Raw genomic sequence first — 23,710 nt, forward strand, 5'->3', positions numbered from 1 at the left:
TCCACATGACGCAACAGGGAACCGACGTGAGCTGGGCGCTGCGCGATCTGGTCGAGAGCATCAAGGAGATCCGCTTCGCCCTGGTGGCCTCCAGCGACGGAAAGGCCATCACCTCCTACGGCGCCGACGACCCCGACGACGTGGACCGTTTCGCCGCCGTGGTCGCGGGACTGCAGGCGCTGGCCCAGCCGGTGGCGGGGCAGTTCCCCCAGTACGCCGGGCAGCTGCGCCTGGCGATGATCGAGGTCGACGGCGGCCATCTCTTCGTGGTGCGGGCCGGCGTGGAGACGTACCTCGGAGTTCTCGCCAGGGAAGGCCTCGACCAGGGCCTGCTCGGGCATCAGATGAGGGATCTCGCCCGCAGGATGGGTGAACTCCTCGGCACCACTCCGCGCCTGGAGGAGCACTCTGGATGAGTGGTCCCAGCCGACCCCTGAACCCGTCCGGTCTGGAGCGCTACTACGTCCTCACAGGCGGCCGCAGCGGACCGGGCGGTTCGGCGTCGAGTCTCGACGTGGCGACCCTCATCATTTCCCGTGCCGCCACCGTCCCCGGTATGCAGCACGAGCACGAGGAGATCCTCCGGCGCTGCCGCGATCCGCTGTCGGTCGCCGAACTCGGCGCCCACCTCGGATTGCCGTTCAACATTCTCGCGGTGCTCCTGGCCGATCTGCTGGACGCAGGCCGTATCGAAGCCCGTGATCCCATCCCGGCGTCCGGCGCCGGTCGCGGGCCCGACCTCGCGCTCCTTGAGGAGGTACTCAGTGGACTTGAAAGGCTTTGACCATCCCGGCCGGCAGGTGGCCGGGGGCACCCTGCCGGCCGGCGCCCGCTCGGTGAAGGTGATGATCGCGGGCGGATTCGGCACCGGAAAGACCACCATGGTCCGCTCGGTCAGCGACATCAAGCCGCTCACCACCGAGGAGACGCTGACCCAGGCCAGCGCCGATGTCGACAACCTGATCGGGGTGGCGGACAAGCAGGAGACCACCGTCAGCCTCGACTTCGGCAAGATCGGCATCAACGAGCAGCTGGTGCTGTACCTGTTCGGGACGCCTGGGCAGGAGCGGTTCTGGTTCCTGTGGAACGGCCTGTTCAAGGGCGCGCTCGGCGCCGTCGTCCTGGTCGACACCCGTCGGCTGGCCTCCAGCTTCCGGGCCATCGAGGAGATGGAGCGGCAGGACGTCCCCTTCGTCATCGCCCTCAACGTCTTCCCCGACTCCAAGGACCACCCGGTGGAGGAGATCCGGGACGCCCTGGACATCTCCCCGCACACTCCGATCGTGGCCTGCGACGCCCGCGACCGGGAATCAAGTCGTGACGTACTCATCGCCCTGATACGTCATCTCAAGGAACGCTCTGCCGTCGCTCTGGAGACTCGATGACCGATCAGCCCTCGAACGGTCCGGACGCCCCGCGCGGCTGTCCTGTCGCGCACGGCGGGGGAGAGGAATCCACCCGCCTCTACGGGCCCGAGGCGGCGAGCGACCCGCACGGCATCTACGCCAGGCTGCGCAAGGAACACGGGCCGGTCGCGCCGGTACTCCTCGAAGGCGACATCCCCGCCTGGCTGGTGCTCGGCTACCGGGAGAACCGACGGGTGCTCGACAACCCCCGTCAGTTCAGCCGCGACGCGCGGATCTGGCGCGACTGGAAGGAGGGCCGCGTCGAGAGCTCCTCACCGCTGATCCCGATGCTGGGCTGGCGCCCGGACTGCGTGTCCCAGGACGGCGAACCGCACCGCAGGCTGCGCGGCGCCGTCACCGACAATCTGCAGGCCGTGGCGAGCCGCGGGATACGTCGCCATGTCACGCACTTCGCGAACAAGCAGATCGACGCCTTCGCGGGCGCGGGCAGCGCCGACCTCGTGTCCGAGTACGCCGAGTACCTGCCGATGCTCGTACTCACCAGGATCTACGGACTCGCGGAGGGAGAGGGGCGGCAGCTGGCCGAATCCTCCGCGCAGGTGCTCAAGGGCGGTGAGGACGCCGTTCTGCACAACGACCGCATCATGCAGATCCTCGGCGAACTCTCAGAACGCAAGCGAGTGGAGCCCGGCTCCGACTTCACCACCGGGCTCATGGAACACCACGCCGACCTCGACGACGACGAGATCCTCAGCCACCTGCGGCTGGTGCTGATCGCCGCGCACACCACCACCAGCAATCTGCTGGCCCGGGTGCTGCAACTGATCCTCACCGACACCACCCGGCTCGCCGGGCTGATCAGCGGGCAGCTGAACATCTCCGCGGTCGTCGAGGAGGTGATGTGGAACACCCCGCCGCTGGCCGTCCTGCCGGGCCGGTTCGCCGCCGCCGATCTCGAACTCGGCGGACACCGGCTCCAGGAGGGCGACCTGCTGGTGCTCGGACTGACCGCGGGCAACGTCGACCCGGAGGTCCGGCCCGATGTCGGTATCTCCGTGCACGGCAACCAATCGCATCTCGCCTTCAGCGGCGGCCCGCACGAGTGCCCGGGGCAGAACATCGGCCAGGCCATCATCGAAACGGCCGTCGACGTCCTGCTGCACCGCCTGCCGGGTCTGCGCCTCGCGGTCGCGCCGGAAGAGCTCACCTCGACGGCCTCCACCTGGCAGGCGCGACTGGACCGCCTGCCGGTCGAGTTCGCCGTATAGGAGCGCGTTCGGCCGGCCACCTGTGGGGTGGCCGGCCGAACGGTTCCCGCGTCAGACCGTGAGCAAGTCGTCCACCGACCCCTTGCCCGCCAATTCCGCGGCAGCCGCCGCGGTTTCCTTGTCCGCGGTGTAGCGGCCCGAGGTCAGCGCCCACTCGTAATTGCCGTTGATCCAGTGCTGGATGGCCTCGACGCCCATGCGCACCTGACTTCGCTCTTCCTCGTCCAGGCCGAGTTCGTCGCACATGTTCGGTACCTGGGCCTCCAGTTCGAGGTACCGGTCGAGACAGTCCGTGGTCATCCGGAACGCCTCGTCGGCCGCCTCCTGCCAGGTGTACCGACGCTCCCGGTGCAGGACGGCTATGAGGTTGTGTCCGTCTCCTCTGCGCTTCTCGCGCTCGAAGGAGTGGATGTCGTTCATGAAGCCGATGGTGTCCGCGGCCAGATCCCGCATCCGGATCATCAGCGGATGGGCCTGCACCTGTGCCGGAACCTCGAAGCCGCGGCTGCGCTCACCGGCGTCGATGCTGTGGTGAATGCCGACCGTCCGGCGGCGGAACTCGGCGTACTCGTCAAGACCGAGTGTGCCTTCCAGGCCGCGGGCCGCCAGGTCCACCTCCTCGGTGTGCGCCACGAGGAACCGGCCCCAGGAGGCCGCGAACCGCGTACGCCATGTCAGCGACATGCCCTCGGAAAGGTGCGCCCAGACCTCCGCCCAGGCCACCGTGATCGGGCAGTCCACCCGGGGCGTGCTCCCCGCGGGACGCAGCGGCGTGACGATGAGCTCGCGCGCGACGTCCGCTATGCGGTCGGCGCGGTCCGGCCTGGCGGCGTCGAACTGGTCGTCGAAGAGGAAGGCCAGCGAGAACCAGTTCATGAGGACGACCATGTCCTCGGCCGAGGCGTGCGGATACGTTCGGGCAGCGGCCTGGGGCAGATCCCAGGACCGGTACTCCTCGAAACCTTCCTTGCTGCGGACCAGACGACGGTCCCAGACCCAGCGCAGATGACGCGCCCGGGCGTACTCGACATGCTCGCTGATGGGGGTGGTGAAGGGGAGGTCGAATTTGACGTCCTGCGGCATTCGCATCCTCTCTTGAAGACGATTCACAGGGCCCCCCACCCTGCGAGCGAGCGATCGGAACCGATCCCCGCCGACTCGAACTGCGCTTCCCGAGGCGAAAGTTGACTCGAATTCGCTACGAGGCTGCCCTGATCGTAAATGATCTATGCCGTGACCTCCGTGACTTCTTCGTGACCTTCGTTACTCTTCCGGCGACCTTGGCGAAATGCCTACGTCGGGCGGCCCGTTGGTCCTGGACGACTGAAACCGGGGTGCGGGGTACCCGTGGACGACGGGGCGGCGGCTGGGAACGCCGCCGCGTTCGGTCCCCGTATGGAGGAGACATGGCACTCGTAGTGGCAGGCGTCGTGGTGCTGGACTGTGCCGAGCCCGAGAAACTCGCCCTGTTCTACAAGGAGTTGCTGGAGGCCGAGCAGACGGACGCGACCGCGAACCGAGTGGAGATCAAGGGCGCCGACGGGACCCGGATGGCGTTCCGCCGGGACATGACGGCCACTCCGCCGAGCTGGCCGCGCCCCGAGAACTCCCTGCAAGTCCACCTGGACTTCCATGTGGAGGACCTCGACGAGGCGGAACGTAGGGTCGTGTCACTCGGCGGACGCCCGCTGGACACCAAGGAGGCGTCCGGCCCCTTCGAGGAGCGGGGATACGCCGATCCGGCCGGCCACTCCTTCACACTGCGCCGCACCCGCGCCACGACACCCAAGTCGGGCTGAACGCAGCCGAGTCAGGCGGAGCGCAGGGCCGCCAGGGCGCGGTCCGCATGTGCGCTCATCCTGAACTCGCTGCGCACCACCTCGAGTACCTTCCGGTCCTCGGAGATGACGAAGGTGACCCGCTTCGTGGGCGCCATCGAGAAACCGCGCTTCACACCGAACCGCTCCCGGATCGCGCCGTCGGAGTCCGACAACAGCGGAAACCCGAGCGTGTGCTTCCCCGCGAACTCCTGCTGCCGGTCCACCGGATCGCCGCTGATCCCCACCGGCCGCGCCCCGGCGGCGGCGAACTCCGCGGCCAGATCGCGGAAGTGGCACGCCTCGGCGGTGCAGCCCGGCGTGAGTGCAGCCGGGTAGAAGAAGAGGACGACGGGACCCTCGGCCAGGAGCTCGGAGAGCTTCCGGGACGTGCCGGTCTCGTCGGGCAGCGCGAAGTCCTCGACGGTGTCGCCCACTTCTGGCTTGCTGGTCACAGCTCGCACTCCTGCCTTCCGGCCGCCGTTCCGGAAGGCAACCTTACGCGATGGCAGGGGAGTTCAGTCGCGCCCTCGCTCGTCCCCGGACGGCCACACTCCGGTCGTGCGCTCGACGAACGCCGCACCCGTACGGTCCACGGCACTGCGGACGACGGCGAAGATGGCCCCCTGGACGGCCGCGGCCAGCAGGATCTCCCCCCAACTGCGGTCCTTGTCCAGTGCGTCGGGCGCGTCGTCCTCGTGCCGGATCGCCTTCCACGTCCTCTGGAAAGCCAGGCTGGCGATGGTTCCGCTGGTCCAGCCGAGCAGGAAGCCGAGGGGCTTGTAGGCGAGGGGCAGCTTCATCTTCTTCTGCTTCTTCGGCATCGCTGACTCCTTATGTCCTTATGCCTTTGTCTATTTGTCGTTGGCGAAGTTCCTGTACGCGCGGGTCAGGGCCGCCCCGCTGCCGGGACCTGCTCGCCCTCGGGCACCGGCCCCGGCGGCGTCCCGTCGCCGAAGGGGCGGCCACCGAGCTCCTCACGGCGGTGCGGCACCAGCCAACCGGACAGATCGGGGCCCAGTGGCACGATGCGGGTCGGGTTGATGCCCGTGTGGACCTGGTAGTAGTGGCGCTTGATGTGGTCGAAGTCGACGGTGTCGCCGAAGCCGGGCGTCTGGTAGAGATCGCGGACGTACGCCCACAGCACCTCATCCTCCGTCAACTTCCAGCGGTTGCACTTGAAGTGGCCGTGGTAGACGGCGTCGAACCGGACCAGCGTGGTGAACAGCCGGATGTCCGCCTCCGTGATCGTGTCGCCGACCAGATAGCGCCGGTCGGCGAGCCGCGCAGACAACAGCTCCAGTCGCCGGAAGAGCCGCTCACAGGCCGTCTCGTACTCCTCCTGGCCGGTGGCGAAGCCCGCCCGGTACACCCCGTTGTTGACGTCCTCGTACACCCCCTGCATGACCTCGTCGATCTCGTCGCGCAGCCGGGCCGGACAGAGGTCCGGCGCTCCGTCCCGGTGCAGGGCCGTCCACTCGGTGGCCAGGTCCAGGGTGATCTGCTGGAAGTCGTTGGTGACCAGGCGGCCACTGGGTACGTCCACGATCGCGGGGACGCTGACGCCGCCGGGGTAGTCAGGACTCCCTGGCTCCCGCGCGTCGTACGCCTCGCTGAGGAAGCGGATGCCGAGTACGGGGTCGCGGTCGTCCGGGTCCAGCGTGAAGCGCCAGCTGCGGTCGTCCTGGATGGGGTCCGCGATGGCCAGCGACAGGGCCTCCTCCAGCCCCAGCAGTCGCCGGGAGATCACCGCGCGGCTCGCCCAGGGGCAGGCGCGGCTGACGACCAGCCGGTAGCGTCCGGCCTCGACCGGCCAGCCGTCCCGGGCGTCCGCCGTGATGCGGTCCGTGAAGTGGCTCTTGGACCGCTTGAACGACTTCCTGCCGTACTCAGTGTTGCCGTCTGTGTCGCTCATGTCTCCTGTCTCCTGACCTTGCCTGTCCTACTTGCCCTGCCTGTCCTGCCTGTCCTGCTTTGGGGATGCCCGTACCGGCCCTGGTGACAGGAGTTCCCCGATTTCGCCGCTCACCTCGTGTGAGGGCGCGCGACTGGGGCAATCGGCCCAAGTGAGCCGTAAGCCCTTGACCATGTCGGACCGCAGGACCCGTGTCACCGTGCTGGTGGCGCTGGCCGCGAACGTCGTGATCGCCGCGGCCAAGACGGTGGGCGGCCTGATCGCGGGCTCGCCCGCGCTGCTCTCCGAGGCGGCGCACTCCGTGGCCGACAGCATGAACGAGGTGTTCCTCCTCGCTGCCCTGCGCCGCAGCAGGCGTCCCGCCGACAGCCGCCATCCCTTCGGCTACGGCAAGGAACGCTTCTTCTGGTCGCTTCTGGCAGCCGTCGGCATCTTCGTGATGGGCGGCTGCTTCTCCTTCTTCCAGGCCTTCGAGGCGTTGCGCGGAGGAGCGGCGGAGTCGTACGACGGCTACGTGGCGGGGCTCGTCGTCCTCGGGGTCGCCCTCGTCTCCGAGGGGATCTCCCTGTTGCGGGCCTTGCACCAGGTGCGCATCCAGGGCGGTGTCGCCGGGGCCCGTGATCCGGCGCTGCGGACGGTCGTCGCCGAGGACGGCACCGCCGTGCTCGGCGTCACCCTCGCGATCGCCGGGATGGCGCTCCACATGGCCACCGGCCAGGTCGTCTGGGAGGCGCTGGCCTCGTGCGCCATCGGGGCGCTGCTCGTGTACGTGGCGTACCGCCTGGGCCGCGACGCCCGCGACCAGCTGATCGGCCGGGCCGTGGACCCCGAGCAGAGCCGCCGTATCCGTTCCCTGCTTCAGGCGCAGCCGGAGATCGACTCAGTGGAGTCCCTGCTGACGATGAAGCTGGGTCTGGACTCGACCCTGGTGGCCGCCCGGATCGACCTGGCCCCCGGTCTGGACAGCGAAGAGGTCGAACTGGTCGCCGAACGCATCAAGCGCACCGTGTCCTACGCGATCCCGGAAGCCGACCAGATCTTCCTCGACATCACGGACGCGCTGACCGCGAAACGAACCGCCCGCCGCCAACCACACGGAAGCTGACCCGCGGGGTCGCCTCCCGCCCAGACAGGGGGCGACCCCGCCGCGACGGGGGAGCGCGGCGGGGCCTGAGACTCGTCTGCCCGGCGTACGCCGCTTCATGCCTACCGGATTCGGAGGAATCGGCCGGGCCTGCCGAGCACCGTTGCTACGGGTTCAGTGGTCGTCGACCGGTTCCAGGACGAAGACCGGGATCTCGCGGTCGGTCTTCTTCTGGTAGTCGGCGTAGGGCGGATATGCCGCGACGGCCCGTTCCCACCACAGCGCCTTTTCCTCGCCGGTCACCTCGCGGGCCGTCATGTCCTGGCGGACCGTGCCGTCCTGGAGTTCCACTTTGGGGTCGGCCTTGACGTTGTAGTACCAGACCGGGTGCTTGGGGGCACCGCCCAGGGAGGCGACGGCGGCGTACGTGCCCTCGTGCTCCACGCGCATGAGGGGCGTCTTGCGGATCTTGCCACTCTTGGCGCCCCGGGTGATCAGCAGGATCACGGGCCGTGTCGTGCCCTGCAGCGTCATTCCCTCGGTCCCGCCGGAGCTCTCGATCAACTCCACCTGCTTACGGACCCAGCCGGTGGGGCTGGGCTCGTACTCGCCCTCAAGAGGCATGTCATCGTTCCCATCGTCGTATGCGTGGTGAATCAACACAGTGGCGTATTCACCAACTACCCCACAGCACCCGGCGAACGAACGGTCTAGAACGGATAGTGCGCGTGCTGCGTCGCCAGTGTCACCCAGCGGGTGTTGCTGAACGCCTCGATGCCCCAGCGCCCGCCGAACCGGCCGTATCCGCTGGCTTTGAAGCCGCCGAAGGGAGCGTTCGGCTCATCGGCTACGGACTGGTCGTTGACGTGCACGATGCCGGTACGGATCCGGCGGGCGACCTTCAGCCCGTGGGTGCCGTTCTCGGTGATGATGCCGCACGTCAGCCCGTGCTCGGTGGCGTTGGCGAAGTCGACCGCCTCGTCGTCCGTGACGAACGTGCTGATCACGGCGACCGGGCCGAAGGCCTCGCCGTGGTACAGCTCGGCGTTCTGCGGCAGGTCGGTGAGCACGGTCGCCGGGTGTACGGCACCCTCGGGAGCGGTACCGCCGGTCAGTACGGTGGCACCCTTGGCGACGGCGTCCTCGACCAGCGCCGCGACGCGGCGGGCGGCGTCCGGGGTGACCAGCGGGCCGACCACCGTGTGATCGTTGGCCGGGTCGCCGGCCGCGAGGGACTCGGTCTTCGCGACGAACTTGGCTGTGAACTCCTCGGCGAGGCTCTCGTGGACGAGGAGCCGGTCGGCCGACATGCAGATCTGGCCGGCGTTCATGAACACGGAGAACACGGCGGCGTCGACCGCGTAGTCGACGTCGGCGTCCGCCAGCACGATCACGGAGTTCTTGCCGCCGAGCTCGAGGAGCGCGGGCTTGAGGTGCTGGGCAGCGTGGACGCCGATGATGCGGCCGACTCCCGTGGAACCGGTGAAGTTGACGGACCGCACCCGTGTGTCGGCGATCAACGCCTCGGCAACAGCGGCGGCGTCCTCGGGGGCGTTGGTGATCACATTGAGCACGCCGTCGGGCAGGCCCGCGTCCCGCAGGATGTCCGCGACGAAGAGACCGCAGGCCAGCGGCGCGTCCTCGCTCGGCTTCAGCACCACGGTGTTGCCCGCGGCGAGCGGCGCCGCGACGGCACGCACGCCAAGGATGACCGGCGCGTTCCACGGCGAGAACGCCGCCACGACACCGACGGGCTCCCGGACCGCCAGGCCGAGCGCGCCCTCCGTCTGGGCGCTCAGCACCTCGCCGCGCGGGGCGGTCACCGCGGCGGCGGCCTCGCGGAACATGTTCGCGGCGAGGCCGACGTTGAACATGGCCCAGGGCCGGGTCCCGCCCACCTCGCCCGCCATCGTCCGCACGGCGTCCTCGACGCGCGACTCCAGCAGGTCGGCCGCGTCGAGAAGGATCTTGCGCCGGACCACGGGGCTCGTCGCGGCCCAGTCGGCGAACGCCGCATCCGCGGCGTCCACGGCCCGCGTCACATCCTCGACTCCGGCCGCGGCGACCGTGGCGTACACCTCGGAGCTGTACGGATTCACGTCCTCAGTGGTGCGGCCGGAGGCGGCGGGCACGTCCTTGCCGCCGATCAGCAGGTCACGATGCAGGGTCATGCGCGGCTCTTCCTGTCGTGCGAGGCAAGACGACCATGCCACGCCTGGGGCTCAGCCGCTTGTCCGCCTGGTGAACATTACTTCGTTGAATGTTGGATTGAGTCTGCAACGTGACGCGGTCTCCGTCAATCAGTGATGGTGATCAGACGTTGATCAGCCGAGCGCCGGATCCCCGGTCCGTTGAGTACGGTTTGCAACGTGACCGAACAGGCCCGGAAACCCTTCCTCTACGTCATCGTCTGCGCTGCCCAAGTCGCCGAGAACGTAGGCGACTTGATCAGCCTGGCGCAGGAGCAGGGCTGGGACGTCGGAGTCATCGCGACGCCGCCCGCAATGGGCTTCTTCGACACCGCGGCGGTCGAGGAGCAGACCGGCCGGATCATCCGGTCCGCCTGGCGGTCGCCGGGCGACCCGCGCCCGTTTCCGGACCCGGACGCCGTTGTCGTGGCACCCGCGACGTTCAACACCATCAACAAATGGGCCGCCGGGATCGCCGACACCCTCGCCCTCGGCACCCTCTGCGAGGCGTACGGCCTCGGCGTGCCGATCGCGGTACTGCCCGGCGTGGGTGAGGCGCTGACCGCCCACCCCGCGTACCAGGAGAGCATCACGCGGCTGCGCGGGATGGGCGTGCGGTTCAGCGAGCCGGGCGACGGGTTCAGCTGGGAGCAGGGCCTGGAGCTGCTGACTCACTCGCGGACGTAACCTGCGTCGCCCGGCGTCGATACCTGCACATCCCGGCGCACGATGCTCAGCCGGTCACCGAAGCCCGAACGTGCCTTCTCCAGGCCGCTGTCGGTGTACTCGATCACCACGACCCGGTCGTCGAAGGCCTCCGCGTACGCACCGCACTCGTCGTACGCGCCGCACTCCTCCGCCACCGCGAAGTCCAGTCCCGTACGGGACCTGAAGCCGGCCAGCTCCACGGCGTTCTTCTGGGCGACGGCCAGCCCACGGGCGTGCGCGTGCGCCGAGAGCAGCTTGACGAAGGACATGGCGTCGTCGGCGGTCAGCAGGCCGCGGGAACGGGTGTAGCTGTCGTAGTTGTCCGGCTCGACGGCGTCGTACCCCTTCGCCGCGCAGTCGTCGACCCACTGGTTGATCCGGGCGGCGATACGCTCCCGTTTCGCCGGCGTGCTGATGTCGAGCAGCGCCTCGTCCCAGTCGCCGTCCATCACGACCTTGCCGGCCTTGTCGCGCAGCAGCAGGTCGGCGGGCCAGTCGCCCCGTGCGTCCGGCTGGGCCTGGAAGGCGTTGACGTAACAGATGTTGTAGAGGCCCGGAGCGGGGTCCGCCGAGCGGTCGCGGGCGACGACACGGACGCGGGCCGGCGGGGGATAGGCGCCACCGATCTGGTAGTCGAAGCCGGCGTTCCGGGGCGGCAGTTGAACATTCCTGGGCTTCGGCGGTGCGGCGCTGCCGTCCGTGTGCTCACCGCTCTTGCCGGACCCGGACGTACAGGCGGCCAGCGCCACGAGGGCGGCAAGGGCAACGGCAACGCGCTTGACGGGCATGCCTGTTCGGTCCATGGGGAGTCCTGCGCTCCTAAGCGGAGTCGGCGAAGTTCGGTGCAGTTCCCCGCGCCCCTCCAGGGGCGCGGGGCTGTGTCAATGTGCGGCTCCGCCACGATGGGGGTCCCCCGGCTCATGGGGGTCCCCCCGCTCGAACGGAGCCGAGAGCGGGGGAGAAGCCGAGAGTGAGGGAGCGACCGGCCACGACGGACCCGCTGCTTCGAACCGTATTTCCAGCGGAGCGCTTGGGCACGCGAGGATCAAAGCGGGGGGCGACGGGCACGTCAAGTTGGCACAGCAGCGGCCCGCCACAGACCCGGTTACCGTTTCGGGAGGTCGCCGCCCGTTGTTCCCGTACGGATGCAAGGAGAGCCGTGAGCACCCCGGACAAGCCGCTTGTGATCCTGCGCGCCGCCCCGCACCCGATCGACCGTATCTTCACGCCGGACGCGCTGACCCGGTTGCACGACCGCTTCACCGTCATCGAACCGGACTCCGAAGCGGCCCTCGAGCAGGCCCTGCCCGACGCCTTCGCCGTCGTCGGGCAGCCCAAGCTGCCGGCCGAACGGCTCGCCCGGGCAGGGAAGTTGAAGGCCGTGCTCAACGTCGAGGGCAACTTCTATCCGCATGTCGACTACGACTCCTGTTTCGAGCGTGGCATCCGCCTCCTCAACTGCGGCCCCGCGTACGCCCAGGCCGTCGCCGAATACGCACTCGGTCTCGCCCTCGACCTGGCGCGCGGCATCAGCCGCGAGGACCGGGCCTTCCGCGCCGGACGGGAGCGGTATGTGTCCGAGGGCAACGCCGATGCCGTACTGCTGCGGGGCTCCGACATCGGTCTGATCGGCTTCGGCCAACTCGGCCGTGCCCTCCACCCGCTGCTGGCGGCATTCCGCCCCACGCTCCGGGTGTACGACCCCTGGCTACCGCCCGCCGTCCTGCGCGAGCAAGGCCTCCTGCCCGCCACGCTGGACGAGACCCTGACCCGCAGCCGGTTCGTGTTCGTGCTGGCCACCGTCACCGACGAGAGCCGCCATCTGCTCGGCGAGCGCGAACTGGACCTGCTCCCGGAAGGTGCCCGGCTCGTGCTCATCAGCCGGGCGCCCGTCGTCGACTTCCCGGCGCTGCTCGCGCGGGTCGCCGAAGGCCGTCTGCTGGCGGGCATCGACGTCTGGCCCGAGGAGCCCGTCGCCGCCGACGACCCCGCTCGCGCCTTGGAAGGACTCGTGCTCTCGGCTCACCGTGCGGGCGGTATCCCGGAGGCGTTCTGGACCATCGGCGACATGGTGGTCGACGATCTGACCCTGATCGCGCGTGGCCTGCCGCCCGCCCGTATGCAGGTCGCCGCGCGCGAACTCGTCGGCCGCTACCGCAACCGTCCCGTCAGCTGAAGGACCCCGCATGAAGATCCCCTGCCAAGGCCTCCTCTTCGACAACGACGGCGTCCTGGTCGACTCCGACGCGGGTGTCGACCAGGCATGGAGCCGGTGGGCCCGGGAGCGCGAGCTGCCGGCCGAGGAGGTCACCGCGATGGTGCACGGGCGGCGCTCCGCCGACACCGTCGCGCTGCTCGTCGACGATCCGGCCGAGCGGCCCGCGGCGCTCGCCGAGATCGACCGCCTGGAGATCGAGGCCGCCGCCCTCACGACCGCGCTGCCTGGGGCGCTCGACCTCCTCACGTCTCTGCCACAAGGGAGTTGGGCCGTCGTGACCTCCGGCGTCACTGCCCTCGCCCGTGCCCGCCTCGCCGCCGCGGGTCTGCCGCTGCCGCCCGTACTCATCACCGCGGACGACGTCACCCACGGCAAACCGGCCCCGGACGGCTACCGCGCGGCGGCCGAGAAGCTCGGCGTCGATCCCGCGGGTGCCGTCGTCTTCGAGGACAGCGTCGCGGGTGCGAGGGCGGGAGTGGCGGCGGGGGCGTACGTCATCGGCGTCGGCCCGCGGGGCCTTGTCACCGACGCCCCCGTCGTCGTACCCGATCTTCGGGGGGTGACCTGGCAGAACGGCGTCCTGGACCTCACCGAGTCTCGCCTACTGCGGTCCTGACGCCCACTGGGGCGGGGCAGGGCTTCTTTCCCCAGTCCCGCCCCTTCCCGAAACTGGGGCTGCGCCCCAGGCCCCCGCCAGGGGGTGGGGGTGACAGGTCGTGTCGCGGCTGCGGGTGCGCCGTGGCTTGTCGCGCCCCGCGGCGGAGCCGCAAATGTCACAGCCCCGCGCCCCTAAAAAAGCAAAAGCCTGCGACTCCCGGCGCCCAGGGAAATCCCGCACCCCCGACTACCCGCACTCTCCCACCGGCGGGAGGGGACGTGGGCCGGTGCGTCGTATGCCCGTCGCGTAGGTTCTGTCTCGGGTCACCTGGCCTCTGTATCAGCAAAGGGCCGTATGCCCACCCTGCGACGGGCTGACGGACCGGCCCACGGCCCCGACCCCCAACGAACCCAGGGGCGCGGGGCTGCGACATCAGCGGCTCCGCCGCGGGGCGCGGCCGGCCGCAACGAACCCGCAGATCAGAAACCGCCCTCCCAGCGGAGCGCCTAGTGGGGGCCGGCCGGTGCGAACTCCGTCCCGCACGGCCCCGCGCCCTCGCTCTCCCGCAGCGGCACGGGATCCCCGCTCATCGTCAGCGTGCGGTAGTGGCTGCCGATGCAGTCGGCCGACCGCCCCACGTAGTGGGCGATGAACGACCGGCGGAACCGGTCGGCGGAGCGATTCGGCTGCGAACCGTGGACCAGCGTGCCGTTGAAGAACAGAACGTCGCCCGGCGACATGTCGACCGGCACGGCGGCGAGCCCGGCCGGCGGCGGTACGTACTCCCGCGCGAACGACAGCCCCTCGTCCGCCTCCTCCGGGCAGAACAGGTCCATCTTGTGCGTGCCGGGAACGACCTCCAGGCCGCCGTTCTCCCGGTCGATCACATCGCAGGCGATCCACGCGGCCACACAGGTGCCCGGCTCGACACGGAGATAGAAGTTGTCCTGGTGCAGGGCCTGGCCCCGGGCGCCCGGCGGCTTGAAGTAGAACATGCTCTGGGCGGCCAGCACCTCCTCGTCGAAGAGGTTCTCCAGGACGCCGCGCAGCCGCGGTTCGAGGAGGAAACGCAGAGCCAGGTCGTTGATGCGGTGCGGATGCATCACGCGGGGGTAGCGGTGCAGCGGATCGGCGGGTCCCAGCGTCTCCGACACGCGCGGCTCGAAGTGACCGGGCACCGGACCGGCGGCACGCAGGGCCATGAACTCCGCGTTCAGCTCGGCGATCTCGTCCCGGCCGAACAGCCCGCGCAGCACTGTGAAGCCGTCCTCCTCGAACTGGCGGTGGCCCGCCTGGGGCAGGATGGGCTCATGGAAGGCGCCGATGTCCGTGACTGTCATGCGTTCACCTTTCCGGCGGGGGCTCCGTCCAGTCCACGCTAGGCGGCCGCGTCGTACGGGAGGATGCCCGTGAACGCTGAGGGATTGCCCGAGCCTGCTGCCCCCGCCCCGCCACCAGGCCTCGTCACCGTCGGCCGCTTCGACGAGCGGCCCGGCTACAGCGTCAACCGCCCGCGTGGCGCGGACAGTTGGCTGTTCACCTGGACCACGGGCGGGATCGGACGGCTGAGCCAGGGCGCCGTCGAAACGCGGGCGGGCGCGGGTGACCTGGTGGTGCTCGGACCGGACGTTCCCCACCGGTACGCGGTCGCGCCGGGCGCGCGGCACTGGGCATTCTGGTGGGCGCACTGCCAGGCCAGGCCGTCGTGGGCGGGCTGGCTGCGGCCGTACGCACACGGGGACCGGCTGTACGCCGTGACGCCGGTCCCGGTAGGTGTGCACGAACGAGTGGAGTCGGCGTTCCGGCGGATGCTGGCCGACGCGCGGTGGACGGGTCAGGGCGCACCGCCCGGCCGGATCGCCGCTCCGCGCGGTATCGCGGAGGCCGGTCAGGTCGCTGTCGCCCATGGAGCCGCGGCCCGCGAGCTGACCCTCAGCTCCCTGGAGTCGATCGTGCTGCTCACGGCCGCCACCGCGCGCACGGAGCCGCAGCGCTCCGGCATCGACGCACGGATCCGCCGGGCCGAGGCGCTGATCGCGGCGGACCCGGGCGCGCCGCATACCGTGGAGTCGCTGGCCGCGGGCGTGTCGCTGTCGCCCTCCCGGTTCGCGCACCTCTTCAGCCAGCAGCTGGGCCAGTCCCCGATGCGGGCCCTGCTCGCCGCGCGGCTGCTGCACGCCGCCCGGCTCCTGGAAGCCACCGATTTGCCGGTGGAACGGGTGGCGGTGGCTTCCGGTTTCACCAGCCCGTACCACTTCAACCGTGTCTTCCGGCAACGTTACGGGGCGCCTCCCGGTGCGTATCGGGCGAGACTCCGAGCCCCGTAGGAGATCCGACGTCTGATCCGATGTCTGCCCTTCCCGGACGGCAAATCGCCACATACGACAGGTAACTTCGAGAAATGAATTTCGAATCAGCGTGCGACGAACTCTCGTTGACCATTTGAGTGCTCCAACTACACGGGTAGAAGCGGGCATTGAGATGTTTGGCTTGTACCGGGACGGTGCGCTGTGCGAGGGTGCGTTTGGTGGCGTGCGGCAATTCCATACCGGATGGTATGTACTGATTTCGGTAAATTCTTTGGAGGAAAGTGCACGTGAACGGCGCGACGGACGAGCAACTGCTGGCGCGGCACTGGGCAGCAGTCCACTCGTACGCGCGACTGTGCACCAGTAGTACGCAGTACGCAGGAATGCTCACCACCGCCGCATTCACACGATTGTTCGGGGAATCCGGGCGGCGGACGGGAGAGACCGTGGCGTGGCTGCCGCGGTTGCTCGTCACCGTGCGCGCTGTCGCGGCTGAATGGGACGCGGACCACCGGCGCTCACAGCTCCACCCCGATCTCCACTCCGGCCCCGAGGACGGGGACCGCGCCTCGGTACGGCTTCTTCCGCCGGAGAACCGGCGCCTTGTGTCCCGCGCATTTCAGGAGCTGCCGGAGCCCGCCCGCTGCATTCTGTGGCACGTGGAAGTCGAGGCGGAGGACCTCGCGATACCGGCCGAACTGCTCGGCCTGACCGCCGCCGACGCTCCCGCGCAGCTGGAGAAGGCGCGTGAGCTGTTACGCGCGGGCACCCTCGAGGCACACAGCGCACTCGCCCCCCGGGAGGAGTGCCGCCGCTACAACCGACTGCTGGAAGCCTCGGTCCGGCGCAGCAACACCAAGACCTGCCGCGATCTGCTGCGGCACATGAACAAGTGCGGGTACTGCCGGTACGCGTCCGACCAGTTGGACCAGTCCGGCGGCCGGCTGCCGGTGCTGCTGGCCGAGGCGGTGCTCGGCTGGGGGGCGCGGCCCTATCTCGACTCCCGTCCCGGCCGCCGTGCCCGGTTCGAGGAAGCGCAGGCGGGCCCCGTCGTGGCATCGGCACCCACAGGCCCGGTCATGGCGAAGCCACCCACGGGCCCGATCGTGGAGGAGGCGCCGCCCGGCCCGGTCGTGGCCGTGACCTCGGGCGAATCCTGGAACACCACCACGGCGGACGTCGCCCACCACCACGAGGCAGGCGCCCCCACATATCCCGACGACCTCTCCGCGCACCTCGATTTTCCTCCCACGGAGCCGCCCTACCCCCCGGAGCCGACAAGGCGCTCGCGCGGCAGGAGAACCCTCGCCCTGGCCGTACTCGCCGTCAGCGCATGCATCACCGTGCCGCTCGTCCTGTGGGCCGGCGACAGGGACGACACACAGCCCCCCTCCGACGCGGGAACCGGGACGGCGTCCAGAACACCCGGTTCCAGGGCGCCCGATGCCGGGCCCTCCAGAGCCGACTCGGGTGGTGCGGACGGTGCGGACGACTCGCCGTCCGGCACCACGCGCGGCCGGCTGCGCAATGCCGGAAGCGGTCTGTGCGTCGGCGTCGTCGGCGACAAGGCGGTCAAGGACGCGGAGGCCGTGCTCACCACCTGCACCTCCTCCGCCCGCCAGCAGTGGTCGTACGAGAACGACGGCCTGCTCCGCAGCCTCGACAGCCCTGAGCTGTGCCTCGACTCCCGCCTCGCCTCCTCGGTCCGGCTGGGCCCATGCGAGGGCGAGTCCCAGCGGAACACCAAGAACGTGCGGTACGACTTCACCCGCGAGGACGAGCTGCTGCCGCTCGCGCGCGAGGAGCTGGCCCTGACACCCGCCGCTGAAGAGGGCGAGACGGCCCTCGTCCTCAAGACCCGGCAGGACGGCGCATCCCAGCGCTGGCAGTTCGAGACCTCGGTGACCTCGCTCCAGATGGAGTGGATCAACGCGTACACGGACGGCGATTCGCCCGAGCCGACGCACAGCGCCCGGCCCGACCCCGGCCGCACACCATGATCCGTACGGTCAGTCCTCGTCCATGGTCAGCTCCGCCCAGATCGTCTTCCCCTCGGGCGTGTGCCGGCTGCCCCACCGCTGGGTGAGCTGGGCGACCAGGAGCAGTCCGCGACCGCCCTCGTCGAAGATCTTGGCGCGCCGCAGATGCGGGGCCGTGTGGCTGGCGTCCGACACCTCGCAGATCAGCGTGCCGGCATCGTGGATGAGGCGCAGCCGGATGGGGCGCTCGCCGTACCGGATGGCGTTGGTGACGAGTTCGCTCACCACGAGCTCCGTCGTGAACACCGCCTCGTCCAGGTCCCAGGTGTCCAGCTGCTGGACGACCTGCTTGCGGATCGGAGCGACGAGGGCGGGGTCGGCCGGGATGTCCCAGGTCGCGACCCGGGAAGCCGGAAGTCCGCGCGTGCGGGCGAGAAGCAGGGCCACGTCGTCGGCGACGCCCCTCGGCGGGAGCAGCGACTGGAGGACATGGTGGCAGGTGTCGTCCAGGGAGCTCGACGGGCGGGCCAGCGCCTGGCACAGCATCCGGTGACTGACGTCGATGTCCCGCTCGCGGCTCTCGATCAGACCGTCGGTGTAGAGGGCGAGCACTGTCCCTTCGGCGAGCGTGAGCTCGATGGACTCGAACGGCAGCCCGCCGAGGCCGAGCGGGGGCCCCGGCGGTATGTGGATCTCCCGCGGCGGGCCGTCCGGCGGCAGCATCACCGGCGGCGGGTGCCCTGCCCGCGCGAGGGTGCAGCGGCGGCTGACCGGGTCGTACACCGCGTACAGGCAGGTGGCGCCCACCTCGCCCGTCGTGCCGTCGCTGCCGGCCTCGGTGGACAGCCTGAGGACTAGGTCGTCGAGGTGGGTCAGCAGCTCGTCCGGAGCCAGGTCGATGTCGGCGAGGGTGCGGACGGCGGTCCGTAGCCGCCCCATCGTGGCCGAGGCCTGGATACCGTGGCCGACGACGTCCCCGACGACCATGGCGGCCCGCATGCCCGACAGCGGGATCACGTCGAACCAGTCGCCGCCGACCCCGGCCCGGGCCGCGGGCAGATAGCGGGAGGCCGCTTCCAGGGCGGCCGTGCGCGGCAGCGTCCGGGGCAGCAGGCTGCGCTGCAGGGCGAGCGCGGTCGCGCGTTCGCGGGAATAGCGGCGGGCGTTGTCGATGCAGACGGCCGCCCTGGCTGTGACCTCCTCGGCCAGCAGGACGTCGTCGGGCGTGAAGGACTCGGGCCGCCGGAACCGGGTGAAGACCACGACGCCGAGGGGAGCGCCGCGGGCCTGCATCGGGACCGACATCGTCGAGTGGATGCCGTACTCCTTGGCGTGCTCGAAGCGCGGCCGGTCCCAGGCGAGCCATTCCGACAGCGTGGACGCGAGGTCCGAGGCCACGATGGGCCGGCCCGCCAGCAGGGAGTCGGCCTGCGGCGAGGACGCCGGGTAGACATCGACCTGGCCCGGCTTGACCACCGCCTCCGGGTTGCCCGGGTTCACCGACCGGTGCGCGGCACGGCGCAGGCTGACGGGGGCGGACAACCGTCCGGGATCGCCGCCCTGGTCCTCCGGATCCATCAGGTCGACGCTGACGAAGTCGGCGAGCGCGGGCACGCACACGTCGGCCAGCTCCTGGGCCGTGCGTCTGACGTCGAGGGTGGAGCCGATGCGGATACTCGCCTCGTTGACGAGTTGGAGACGTTCACGGGCCAGGTACTGCTCGGTGAAGTCGTGGGCGGTCAGACAGACGCCGCACACCCTGCTCTCGGAGTCCATGAGCGGCGCGATCCGCGCCAGCCAGGCGTGCGGCTCACGGACGTCGCCCACCCGCATGTACGTCTGCACATCCTCGGGCTGCCCGGACAGCAGCACCCGGATCAGATGCCGCTCCAGGTCCTCGCTCTGCGGCTTGCCGCCGATCTCGGGGAGCCGGAGCCCGCGGATCCGTTCCTCCGGGAGGCCGATCGTGTCGGCCATCGCCTCGTTGATCCTGCGCAGCCGCAGCCGCTCGTCGTAGATCGCCGTGGCACAGGGGGACTGTTCCAGGACAGCGTTCGTCAGGGGATCGCCGTCGGGCAGCGGGTCCGTGCCGTCGAGGGGCGTCACGAGGAGCCATTCGCTGCGGTCGCCGCGCTCGGGCAGTCGCCGGTGCGCGAGCAGCCATACGTCCCGGAGGCTCCCGTCGCGATGGCGAAGCGCGAGCTCTCCGCTCCAGCGGTTGCTCGTCAGCTCGGGGCGCGCCGCCTCGGCCCCCGGGGCCAGCAGATCCGCGGCGGGCCGGCCGAGGACATCGGCCGGGGCATGGCCGAGCAGGCGACGGGCGCCCTCGTTCCACTCGACGATGATTCCGTCCCCGTCGAGGACGGCCCGTGCCGTGGCGGTCTCGTCGAAGGGGTAGTCCGGACCGTCGGGCGGTGTGTCGTCGTGGCTCCTCATCGTCGCCACACTCCATTACGGACACTGGCAGTGATCAGATGCGTCACTTGGGTCCCAGCCTAGTCCGTGCCCGCGGTCCGCACACCGCCTCAGACACCCCGGCACCGACCGTCGCCCCTGGGCCCGTCCGTCACCGGGAGGGTTTCCGGCCGATGTGACGTGACGGACAGAAGAGGCCTGCCGGAGTCTTGACGGTCCAGAGTGTCAGACCGTCAAAATCTGTTTGATCGCGAGCAGTTGTGAGTCTTTCTGAGCCCTTGACGAAGGGAAAGACACGCCATGACGGTGACGCGCAGGGGCGCTGGGGCACGGATGTGACCACGTCCGAGATCGAGAAGGGGCGCGCACTCTTACGGGTGGAGACGGGAGTCGTCAACGAGTCGGGTGCCGCGAGACTCCGCTCCGGTATGAAGGCGGGACGCCTCAGGTCCGGACCCGCTCGCAGGTCTGCGGAGCGCCACCCTCACCTCACGCACCACGCCCGCGAGTACGAAGGTCCTCACCCCGGCGCCGGAGTTCGAGCCCGACCCGGGTCCGGACGTCCCGAACCACCCTGGGGCGGACGCCAGTTACTCGGGCCGACCGGACACCCTGCCCTTTGCGATGCTCGACGGCGCCCCGGCGACTGGCTGGTCCAACGCCTTCCACAAGGAGGCCACCGCCCTGTTGCCCGCCTTCAACGGCACCCGCGAGGAGGACTGGGTCCGCGTCGACTGGGGACGTACCGACACCCTGGACCGTATCGAGGTCTCCTTCACCGCCGACGCCACGCACACCCTGCCCGCCACGGTCGAGGTGGCGTACTGGGAGGGCCGCCGCTACGGGAGCCGAGAAGATCGACTGGGCCACCGAGTCCGACGCGCCGACGGCGATCACCTTCGGTGCGATACGCGGCAGCCGGGTCCGGCTCACCATGACGAGCCGCCACCCGGGCGAGGCCCGGGGCGCCCCAGTGGATCAGCCGTCTGGAGGCCCCGCCTCGCTGACCGCGCGGGCTTCCCGGGGCTCCTCGGCCACCTTGACCACCTCGGCCTCCTCCTCTGGATGAGCCTCGCGGTACTCCTCGGCCGTCGGCTTCGCCACCTGCGATCCGCCGCCGTACAGACCACGGGACAGGAGAGCCCGCAGCCGCCCCTTCGAGCCGTTGGGGTTCGGCACGCCGTTCGCGTCGTGTGCCGGGCCCGTCTCGAGGGGCCGGGGCTGCTCGTGCTGGGTCAGCGTGTGCAGTTCGGCGGGGGAGAGCGGCTGGTGCACCTCGACGAACTCGCCGTGCGGCAGGCGCTTGACGACGCCGGTCTCGCGACCGTGCAACACCAGGTCGCGGTCCCGGCGTTGCAGCCCGAGACAGATGCGCCGGGTGGCGATGAAGACCAGGACGGGGACGACGAACAGCGCGATGCGGGCCGCCCAGGTGACCGTGTTGATCGACAGATGGAAACGGGTGGCCACGATGTCGTTGCCGCCGGCCGCGAGCAGGATCAGGTAGACGCTGATCCAGGCCGTGCCGATGGAGGTACGGACCGGTCGGTTGCGCGGGCGGTCCAGCAGATGGTGCTCGCGTTTGTCGCCGGTGATCCAGGACTCCAGGAACGGATAGGCACCGATGAAGACGAGGAGGAGGGGGAAGACGACGATCGGGATCAGCACGCCCAGGACCAGCGTATGGCCCGCCATATTGATCTCCCAGCCCGGCATGATGCGCACCAGACCCTCCGCGAAGCCCAGATACCAGTCCGGCTGGGCTCCAGTGGACACCTGGTCGGCGCGGTAAGGCCCGTACGCCCAGACGGGGTTGATCGTCGCGATGGCCGCGATCAGCGCGATCACCCCGAACACCAGGAAGAAGAACCCGCCTGCCTTCGCCATGTACACCGGCATGAACGGGGCGCCCACGACGTTCCGTTCGGTCTTCCCGGGCCCCGGGAACTGGGTGTGCTTGTGGTAGAAGACCAGGATCAGATGGGCCACCACCAGGGCCGCCATGATGCCGGGGACCACCAGGATGTGCAGGGAGTAGAGGCGGGCGACGATGTCGTCTCCGGGGAACTCGCCGCCGAACAGGAAGAACGACAGATACGTCCCGATGACCGGCACGGACAGGATCGCGCCGTCCAGGAACCGCAGCCCGGTGCCGGACAGCAGATCGTCCGGCAGCGAGTAGCCGAAGAGCCCCTCGAACAGGCCGAGGAACAACAGCGTCCAGCCGAACAGCCAGTTGATCTCACGGGGTTTGCGGAACGAGCCCGTGAAGAAGTGCCGCATCATGTGCATCAGCATCCCGGCGACAAAGATCAGCGCGGCCCAGTGATGGATCTGCCGGATCAGCAGTCCGCCCCGTACGTCGAAGCTGATGTCCAGCGTCGAGGCGTACGCCTCCGACATCCGCACACCCTTCAGCGGGACGTAACTGCCGTGGTACGTCACCTCGTTCATGGACGGATGGAAGAACAGCGTCAGATAGACGCCCGTGAGGATCAGTACGACGAAGCTCCACAGACAGATCTCCCCGAGCAGGAACGACCAGTGGTCCGGGAACACCTTGCGCAAATACTTCCTGCCGAGGCTGTGGATGCCCAGACGGCCGTCGACCCAGTCGGCCACACGCTGCCCCGAGGACGCCTCCTCGGCCGCGGACCGGCGCGAGGGTGCCTTCTCGTACGTGGTCATACGTCATCGTCCTTGCGTACGTGCGTGAGCTTGTCGGGGTTGAAGACGATGTAGACGCCGCTGACCCGGTCGCCCTCCGGCGTGAGGTCCATGACCATCACGGCGAACGGGGACGTGCCGTCGAAGAACACCACGGAGTCGTCACCGTTGACGCGCCGGTATGTGATGTCCAGCCGCGCCCCGCCCCGCCCTGCCTGCGCCGTGAGGAGCCGCACGGCCTTGTCCCTGCCCCGCACCGGCCTGAGCGCCGCGCGCCTCTTGCCGCCGCCGTCCGACCACACCGTGACGTCCGGCGCGAGGATCTCCATCAGCGCACCGATGTCACCGCCGAGCGCGGCCTGCACGAACCGCTCGGTCGCCTCCCTGCGCACCCGCGGATGCGCCTCGTACAGCGGGCGCCGGGCGTGCACATGCTGCCGGGCGCGGTGCGCGAGCTGGCGCACGGCGGCGGGACTGCGGTCGAGGACGTCCGCGATCTCGGTGTGGGCGTAGCCGAACACCTCGCCCAGGACGAACACCGCCCGCTCCAGCGGGGACAGTGACTCCAGTACCACCAGCATCGCCATCGACACGGACTCGGCGCGCAGGGCGGGGTCGGCGGCGTCCGGGGGCGGCTCGTCCGTGGCCTGGGTGAGGAGCGGCTCGGGCAGCCAAGGGCCGACGTACGTCTCGCGTCGCCGGCTGATCACGGCCCGCCGCTTCAGCGCGTGGTTCACCGCGATGCGGACGAGATACGCGCGCGGATTGCCGATCTCCTTGTGCGGTGACCGGCTGCGGCTGCCGGACCAGGACAGCCAGGTCTCCTGCAGTACGTCCTCGGTGTCGGCGACACTGCCGAGCATGTTGTAGACGATCGCAAACAGCAGCTCGCGATGGTCCATGAACAGACGGGTCGCCGTGTTCAGGGCCTCATCGGGCCGCGAGTGTGTTGCCGGATCCGCTGCCGGACTTCTGGACATGCCTGTGCCTCCCGTAGCGCGCCTCACTACTTCGAGGGCCACAGGGGCCCGGAGTGTGACATCCGGCGGGGGTGAGTGACGTACGTCTCAGCTCGTACGAGCCGGGGAGTGTATTCGCCCGCACCTGCTCGGTACCGCCCTGAGCAGCACTTGACCTGGGGCTATTTACGAGTAAGTACCTGCGCGGTACCGTGAG

General features: G+C 69.7%; 22 protein-coding genes and 1 pseudogene. 12 read left to right on the forward strand and 11 right to left on the reverse strand.

The genetic code is table 11. The features are described 5' to 3' along the window. The first annotated feature begins 5 nt into the window (after positions 1-5). Genes ACFYO0_RS02305 through ACFYO0_RS02320 form a run of 4 tightly spaced genes read left to right on the forward strand, consistent with a single transcriptional unit; the run spans position 6 to position 2,635 of the window. Positions 6-416: a roadblock/LC7 domain-containing protein gene (locus ACFYO0_RS02305; protein ID WP_386342921.1), complete on the forward strand. Its 411-nt coding sequence runs from the start codon at positions 6-8 to the stop codon at positions 414-416. Further along, positions 413-784, forward strand: a complete 372-nt coding sequence (locus ACFYO0_RS02310) for a DUF742 domain-containing protein (protein WP_344397319.1) — start codon at positions 413-415, stop codon at positions 782-784. Before ACFYO0_RS02305 ends, ACFYO0_RS02310 begins: the two co-directional genes overlap by 4 nt. Further along, positions 765-1,385, forward strand: a complete 621-nt coding sequence (locus ACFYO0_RS02315; RefSeq protein ID WP_388669256.1) for an ATP/GTP-binding protein — start codon at positions 765-767, stop codon at positions 1,383-1,385. Before ACFYO0_RS02310 ends, ACFYO0_RS02315 begins: the two co-directional genes overlap by 20 nt. Further along, the gene (locus ACFYO0_RS02320) at positions 1,382-2,635 is read left to right on the forward strand and encodes a cytochrome P450 (protein ID WP_388669259.1); all 1,254 of its coding nucleotides are present in this window, start codon (positions 1,382-1,384) and stop codon (positions 2,633-2,635) included. Before ACFYO0_RS02315 ends, ACFYO0_RS02320 begins: the two co-directional genes overlap by 4 nt. Before the next feature lie 51 nt (positions 2,636-2,686). On the opposite strand, the gene ACFYO0_RS02325 is transcribed toward ACFYO0_RS02320, so the two are convergent. Then, a complete protein-coding gene (locus ACFYO0_RS02325) occupies positions 2,687-3,718 on the reverse strand; it encodes a 7-epi-alpha-eudesmol synthase (protein ID WP_388669262.1) in 1,032 nt (343 codons plus the stop codon). A 323-nt stretch (positions 3,719-4,041) separates the two neighbouring features. Here ACFYO0_RS02325 and ACFYO0_RS02330 point away from each other — a divergent pair, with 323 nt between their 5' ends. After that, positions 4,042-4,434: a VOC family protein gene (locus ACFYO0_RS02330; protein WP_388669265.1), complete on the forward strand. Its 393-nt coding sequence runs from the start codon at positions 4,042-4,044 to the stop codon at positions 4,432-4,434. 11 nt (positions 4,435-4,445) lie between these two features. On the opposite strand, the gene ACFYO0_RS02335 is transcribed toward ACFYO0_RS02330, so the two are convergent. The 3 genes from ACFYO0_RS02335 to ACFYO0_RS02345 form a co-directional block, all read right to left on the reverse strand. Beyond that, on the reverse strand, positions 4,446-4,907 hold the full coding sequence (locus tag ACFYO0_RS02335) for a peroxiredoxin (RefSeq protein ID WP_388669268.1): 462 nt from the start codon (positions 4,905-4,907) through the stop codon (positions 4,446-4,448). Between the two features lie 63 nt (positions 4,908-4,970). Beyond that, positions 4,971-5,276 carry a DUF4235 domain-containing protein gene (locus tag ACFYO0_RS02340; protein WP_388669271.1) on the reverse strand — a complete coding sequence of 102 codons (306 nt, stop codon included), beginning with the start codon at positions 5,274-5,276 and terminating at the stop codon, positions 4,971-4,973. A gap of 65 nt (positions 5,277-5,341) precedes the next feature. Next, positions 5,342-6,367, reverse strand: a complete 1,026-nt coding sequence (locus ACFYO0_RS02345) for a glutathione S-transferase family protein (protein WP_388669274.1) — start codon at positions 6,365-6,367, stop codon at positions 5,342-5,344. 172 nt (positions 6,368-6,539) lie between these two features. Here ACFYO0_RS02345 and ACFYO0_RS02350 point away from each other — a divergent pair, with 172 nt between their 5' ends. Next, the gene (locus ACFYO0_RS02350) at positions 6,540-7,472 is read left to right on the forward strand and encodes a cation diffusion facilitator family transporter (RefSeq protein ID WP_388669277.1); all 933 of its coding nucleotides are present in this window, start codon (positions 6,540-6,542) and stop codon (positions 7,470-7,472) included. Positions 7,473-7,625: 153 nt separating this feature from the next. On the opposite strand, the gene ACFYO0_RS02355 is transcribed toward ACFYO0_RS02350, so the two are convergent. Together ACFYO0_RS02355 and ACFYO0_RS02360 are read right to left on the reverse strand one after the other, a co-directional pair. After that, on the reverse strand, positions 7,626-8,075 hold the full coding sequence (locus tag ACFYO0_RS02355; RefSeq protein ID WP_388669280.1) for a nitroreductase family deazaflavin-dependent oxidoreductase: 450 nt from the start codon (positions 8,073-8,075) through the stop codon (positions 7,626-7,628). Positions 8,076-8,161: 86 nt separating this feature from the next. Further along, positions 8,162-9,622, reverse strand: coding sequence for an aldehyde dehydrogenase family protein (locus ACFYO0_RS02360; RefSeq protein ID WP_388669283.1), 1,461 nt, complete (start codon positions 9,620-9,622; stop codon positions 8,162-8,164). Between the two features lie 198 nt (positions 9,623-9,820). Here ACFYO0_RS02360 and ACFYO0_RS02365 point away from each other — a divergent pair, with 198 nt between their 5' ends. Further along, positions 9,821-10,327: a flavoprotein gene (locus tag ACFYO0_RS02365; protein WP_388669286.1), complete on the forward strand. Its 507-nt coding sequence runs from the start codon at positions 9,821-9,823 to the stop codon at positions 10,325-10,327. On the opposite strand, the gene ACFYO0_RS02370 is transcribed toward ACFYO0_RS02365, so the two are convergent. Next, positions 10,312-11,151: an endo alpha-1,4 polygalactosaminidase gene (locus ACFYO0_RS02370; protein ID WP_388669289.1), complete on the reverse strand. Its 840-nt coding sequence runs from the start codon at positions 11,149-11,151 to the stop codon at positions 10,312-10,314. The genes ACFYO0_RS02365 and ACFYO0_RS02370 overlap by 16 nt on opposite strands. Positions 11,152-11,507: 356 nt before the next feature. On the opposite strand from ACFYO0_RS02370, the gene ACFYO0_RS02375 reads away from it, so the two are divergent. Then, positions 11,508-12,524, forward strand: coding sequence for an NAD(P)-dependent oxidoreductase (locus ACFYO0_RS02375; protein ID WP_388669292.1), 1,017 nt, complete (start codon positions 11,508-11,510; stop codon positions 12,522-12,524). 10 nt (positions 12,525-12,534) lie between these two features. Continuing rightward, the gene (locus ACFYO0_RS02380; protein WP_388669295.1) at positions 12,535-13,182 is read left to right on the forward strand and encodes an HAD-IA family hydrolase; all 648 of its coding nucleotides are present in this window, start codon (positions 12,535-12,537) and stop codon (positions 13,180-13,182) included. Positions 13,183-13,670: 488 nt separating this feature from the next. Here the strand turns inward: ACFYO0_RS02380 and ACFYO0_RS02385 are convergent, their stop codons facing one another. Continuing rightward, on the reverse strand, positions 13,671-14,504 hold the full coding sequence (locus tag ACFYO0_RS02385; protein ID WP_388669298.1) for a phytanoyl-CoA dioxygenase family protein: 834 nt from the start codon (positions 14,502-14,504) through the stop codon (positions 13,671-13,673). Between the two features lie 63 nt (positions 14,505-14,567). On the opposite strand from ACFYO0_RS02385, the gene ACFYO0_RS02390 reads away from it, so the two are divergent. Together ACFYO0_RS02390 and ACFYO0_RS02395 are read left to right on the forward strand one after the other, a co-directional pair. Beyond that, entirely contained in the window at positions 14,568-15,491 is a 924-nt protein-coding gene (locus ACFYO0_RS02390) for a helix-turn-helix domain-containing protein (protein WP_388669300.1), read from the forward strand. Between the two features lie 269 nt (positions 15,492-15,760). Beyond that, entirely contained in the window at positions 15,761-17,473 is a 1,713-nt protein-coding gene (locus tag ACFYO0_RS02395) for a ricin-type beta-trefoil lectin domain protein (RefSeq protein WP_388669304.1), read from the forward strand. A gap of 9 nt (positions 17,474-17,482) precedes the next feature. Here ACFYO0_RS02395 and ACFYO0_RS02400 read toward each other — a convergent pair whose 3' ends face one another. Beyond that, positions 17,483-19,888: a SpoIIE family protein phosphatase gene (locus ACFYO0_RS02400; RefSeq protein ID WP_388669307.1), complete on the reverse strand. Its 2,406-nt coding sequence runs from the start codon at positions 19,886-19,888 to the stop codon at positions 17,483-17,485. Between the two features lie 444 nt (positions 19,889-20,332). On the opposite strand from ACFYO0_RS02400, the pseudogene ACFYO0_RS02405 reads away from it, so the two are divergent. Then, positions 20,333-20,874 (forward strand): annotated as a pseudogene (locus tag ACFYO0_RS02405) (discoidin domain-containing protein); the annotation flags it as partial. On the opposite strand, the gene ACFYO0_RS02410 reads toward ACFYO0_RS02405, so the two are convergent. Then, entirely contained in the window at positions 20,846-22,555 is a 1,710-nt protein-coding gene (locus ACFYO0_RS02410; RefSeq protein WP_388669310.1) for a cytochrome bc complex cytochrome b subunit, read from the reverse strand. The pseudogene ACFYO0_RS02405 and the gene ACFYO0_RS02410 sit on opposite strands and share 29 nt — an antisense overlap. Beyond that, positions 22,552-23,514 carry an RNA polymerase sigma factor SigJ gene (gene sigJ, locus ACFYO0_RS02415; RefSeq protein ID WP_388669313.1) on the reverse strand — a complete coding sequence of 321 codons (963 nt, stop codon included), beginning with the start codon at positions 23,512-23,514 and terminating at the stop codon, positions 22,552-22,554. Before sigJ ends, ACFYO0_RS02410 begins: the two co-directional genes overlap by 4 nt. Positions 23,515-23,710 lie beyond the last annotated feature (196 nt).

Source organism: Streptomyces sp. NPDC006365, assembly GCF_042870755.1.
Classification (GTDB): domain Bacteria; phylum Actinomycetota; class Actinomycetes; order Streptomycetales; family Streptomycetaceae; genus Streptomyces; species Streptomyces xiangluensis.

What these genes read in the sequence shown, in the direction of transcription:
- ACFYO0_RS02305 (WP_386342921.1), top strand. Translation starts at nt 6, where the DNA reads ATGACGCAACAGGGAACCGACGTGAGCTGGGCGCTGCGCGATCTGGTC.
- ACFYO0_RS02310 (WP_344397319.1), top strand. Translation starts at nt 413, where the DNA reads ATGAGTGGTCCCAGCCGACCCCTGAACCCGTCCGGTCTGGAGCGCTAC.
- ACFYO0_RS02320 (WP_388669259.1), top strand. Translation starts at nt 1,382, where the DNA reads ATGACCGATCAGCCCTCGAACGGTCCGGACGCCCCGCGCGGCTGTCCT.
- ACFYO0_RS02325 (WP_388669262.1), bottom strand. Translation starts at nt 3,718, where the DNA reads ATGCCGCAGGACGTCAAATTCGACCTCCCCTTCACCACCCCCATCAGC.
- ACFYO0_RS02330 (WP_388669265.1), top strand. Translation starts at nt 4,042, where the DNA reads ATGGCACTCGTAGTGGCAGGCGTCGTGGTGCTGGACTGTGCCGAGCCC.
- ACFYO0_RS02340 (WP_388669271.1), bottom strand. Translation starts at nt 5,276, where the DNA reads ATGCCGAAGAAGCAGAAGAAGATGAAGCTGCCCCTCGCCTACAAGCCC.
- ACFYO0_RS02345 (WP_388669274.1), bottom strand. Translation starts at nt 6,367, where the DNA reads ATGAGCGACACAGACGGCAACACTGAGTACGGCAGGAAGTCGTTCAAG.
- ACFYO0_RS02350 (WP_388669277.1), top strand. Translation starts at nt 6,540, where the DNA reads ATGTCGGACCGCAGGACCCGTGTCACCGTGCTGGTGGCGCTGGCCGCG.
- ACFYO0_RS02355 (WP_388669280.1), bottom strand. Translation starts at nt 8,075, where the DNA reads ATGCCTCTTGAGGGCGAGTACGAGCCCAGCCCCACCGGCTGGGTCCGT.
- ACFYO0_RS02360 (WP_388669283.1), bottom strand. Translation starts at nt 9,622, where the DNA reads ATGACCCTGCATCGTGACCTGCTGATCGGCGGCAAGGACGTGCCCGCC.
- ACFYO0_RS02370 (WP_388669289.1), bottom strand. Translation starts at nt 11,151, where the DNA reads ATGGACCGAACAGGCATGCCCGTCAAGCGCGTTGCCGTTGCCCTTGCC.
- ACFYO0_RS02380 (WP_388669295.1), top strand. Translation starts at nt 12,535, where the DNA reads ATGAAGATCCCCTGCCAAGGCCTCCTCTTCGACAACGACGGCGTCCTG.
- ACFYO0_RS02385 (WP_388669298.1), bottom strand. Translation starts at nt 14,504, where the DNA reads ATGACAGTCACGGACATCGGCGCCTTCCATGAGCCCATCCTGCCCCAG.
- ACFYO0_RS02390 (WP_388669300.1), top strand. Translation starts at nt 14,568, where the DNA reads ATGCCCGTGAACGCTGAGGGATTGCCCGAGCCTGCTGCCCCCGCCCCG.
- ACFYO0_RS02400 (WP_388669307.1), bottom strand. Translation starts at nt 19,888, where the DNA reads ATGAGGAGCCACGACGACACACCGCCCGACGGTCCGGACTACCCCTTC.
- ACFYO0_RS02410 (WP_388669310.1), bottom strand. Translation starts at nt 22,555, where the DNA reads ATGACCACGTACGAGAAGGCACCCTCGCGCCGGTCCGCGGCCGAGGAG.
- sigJ (WP_388669313.1), bottom strand. Translation starts at nt 23,514, where the DNA reads ATGTCCAGAAGTCCGGCAGCGGATCCGGCAACACACTCGCGGCCCGAT.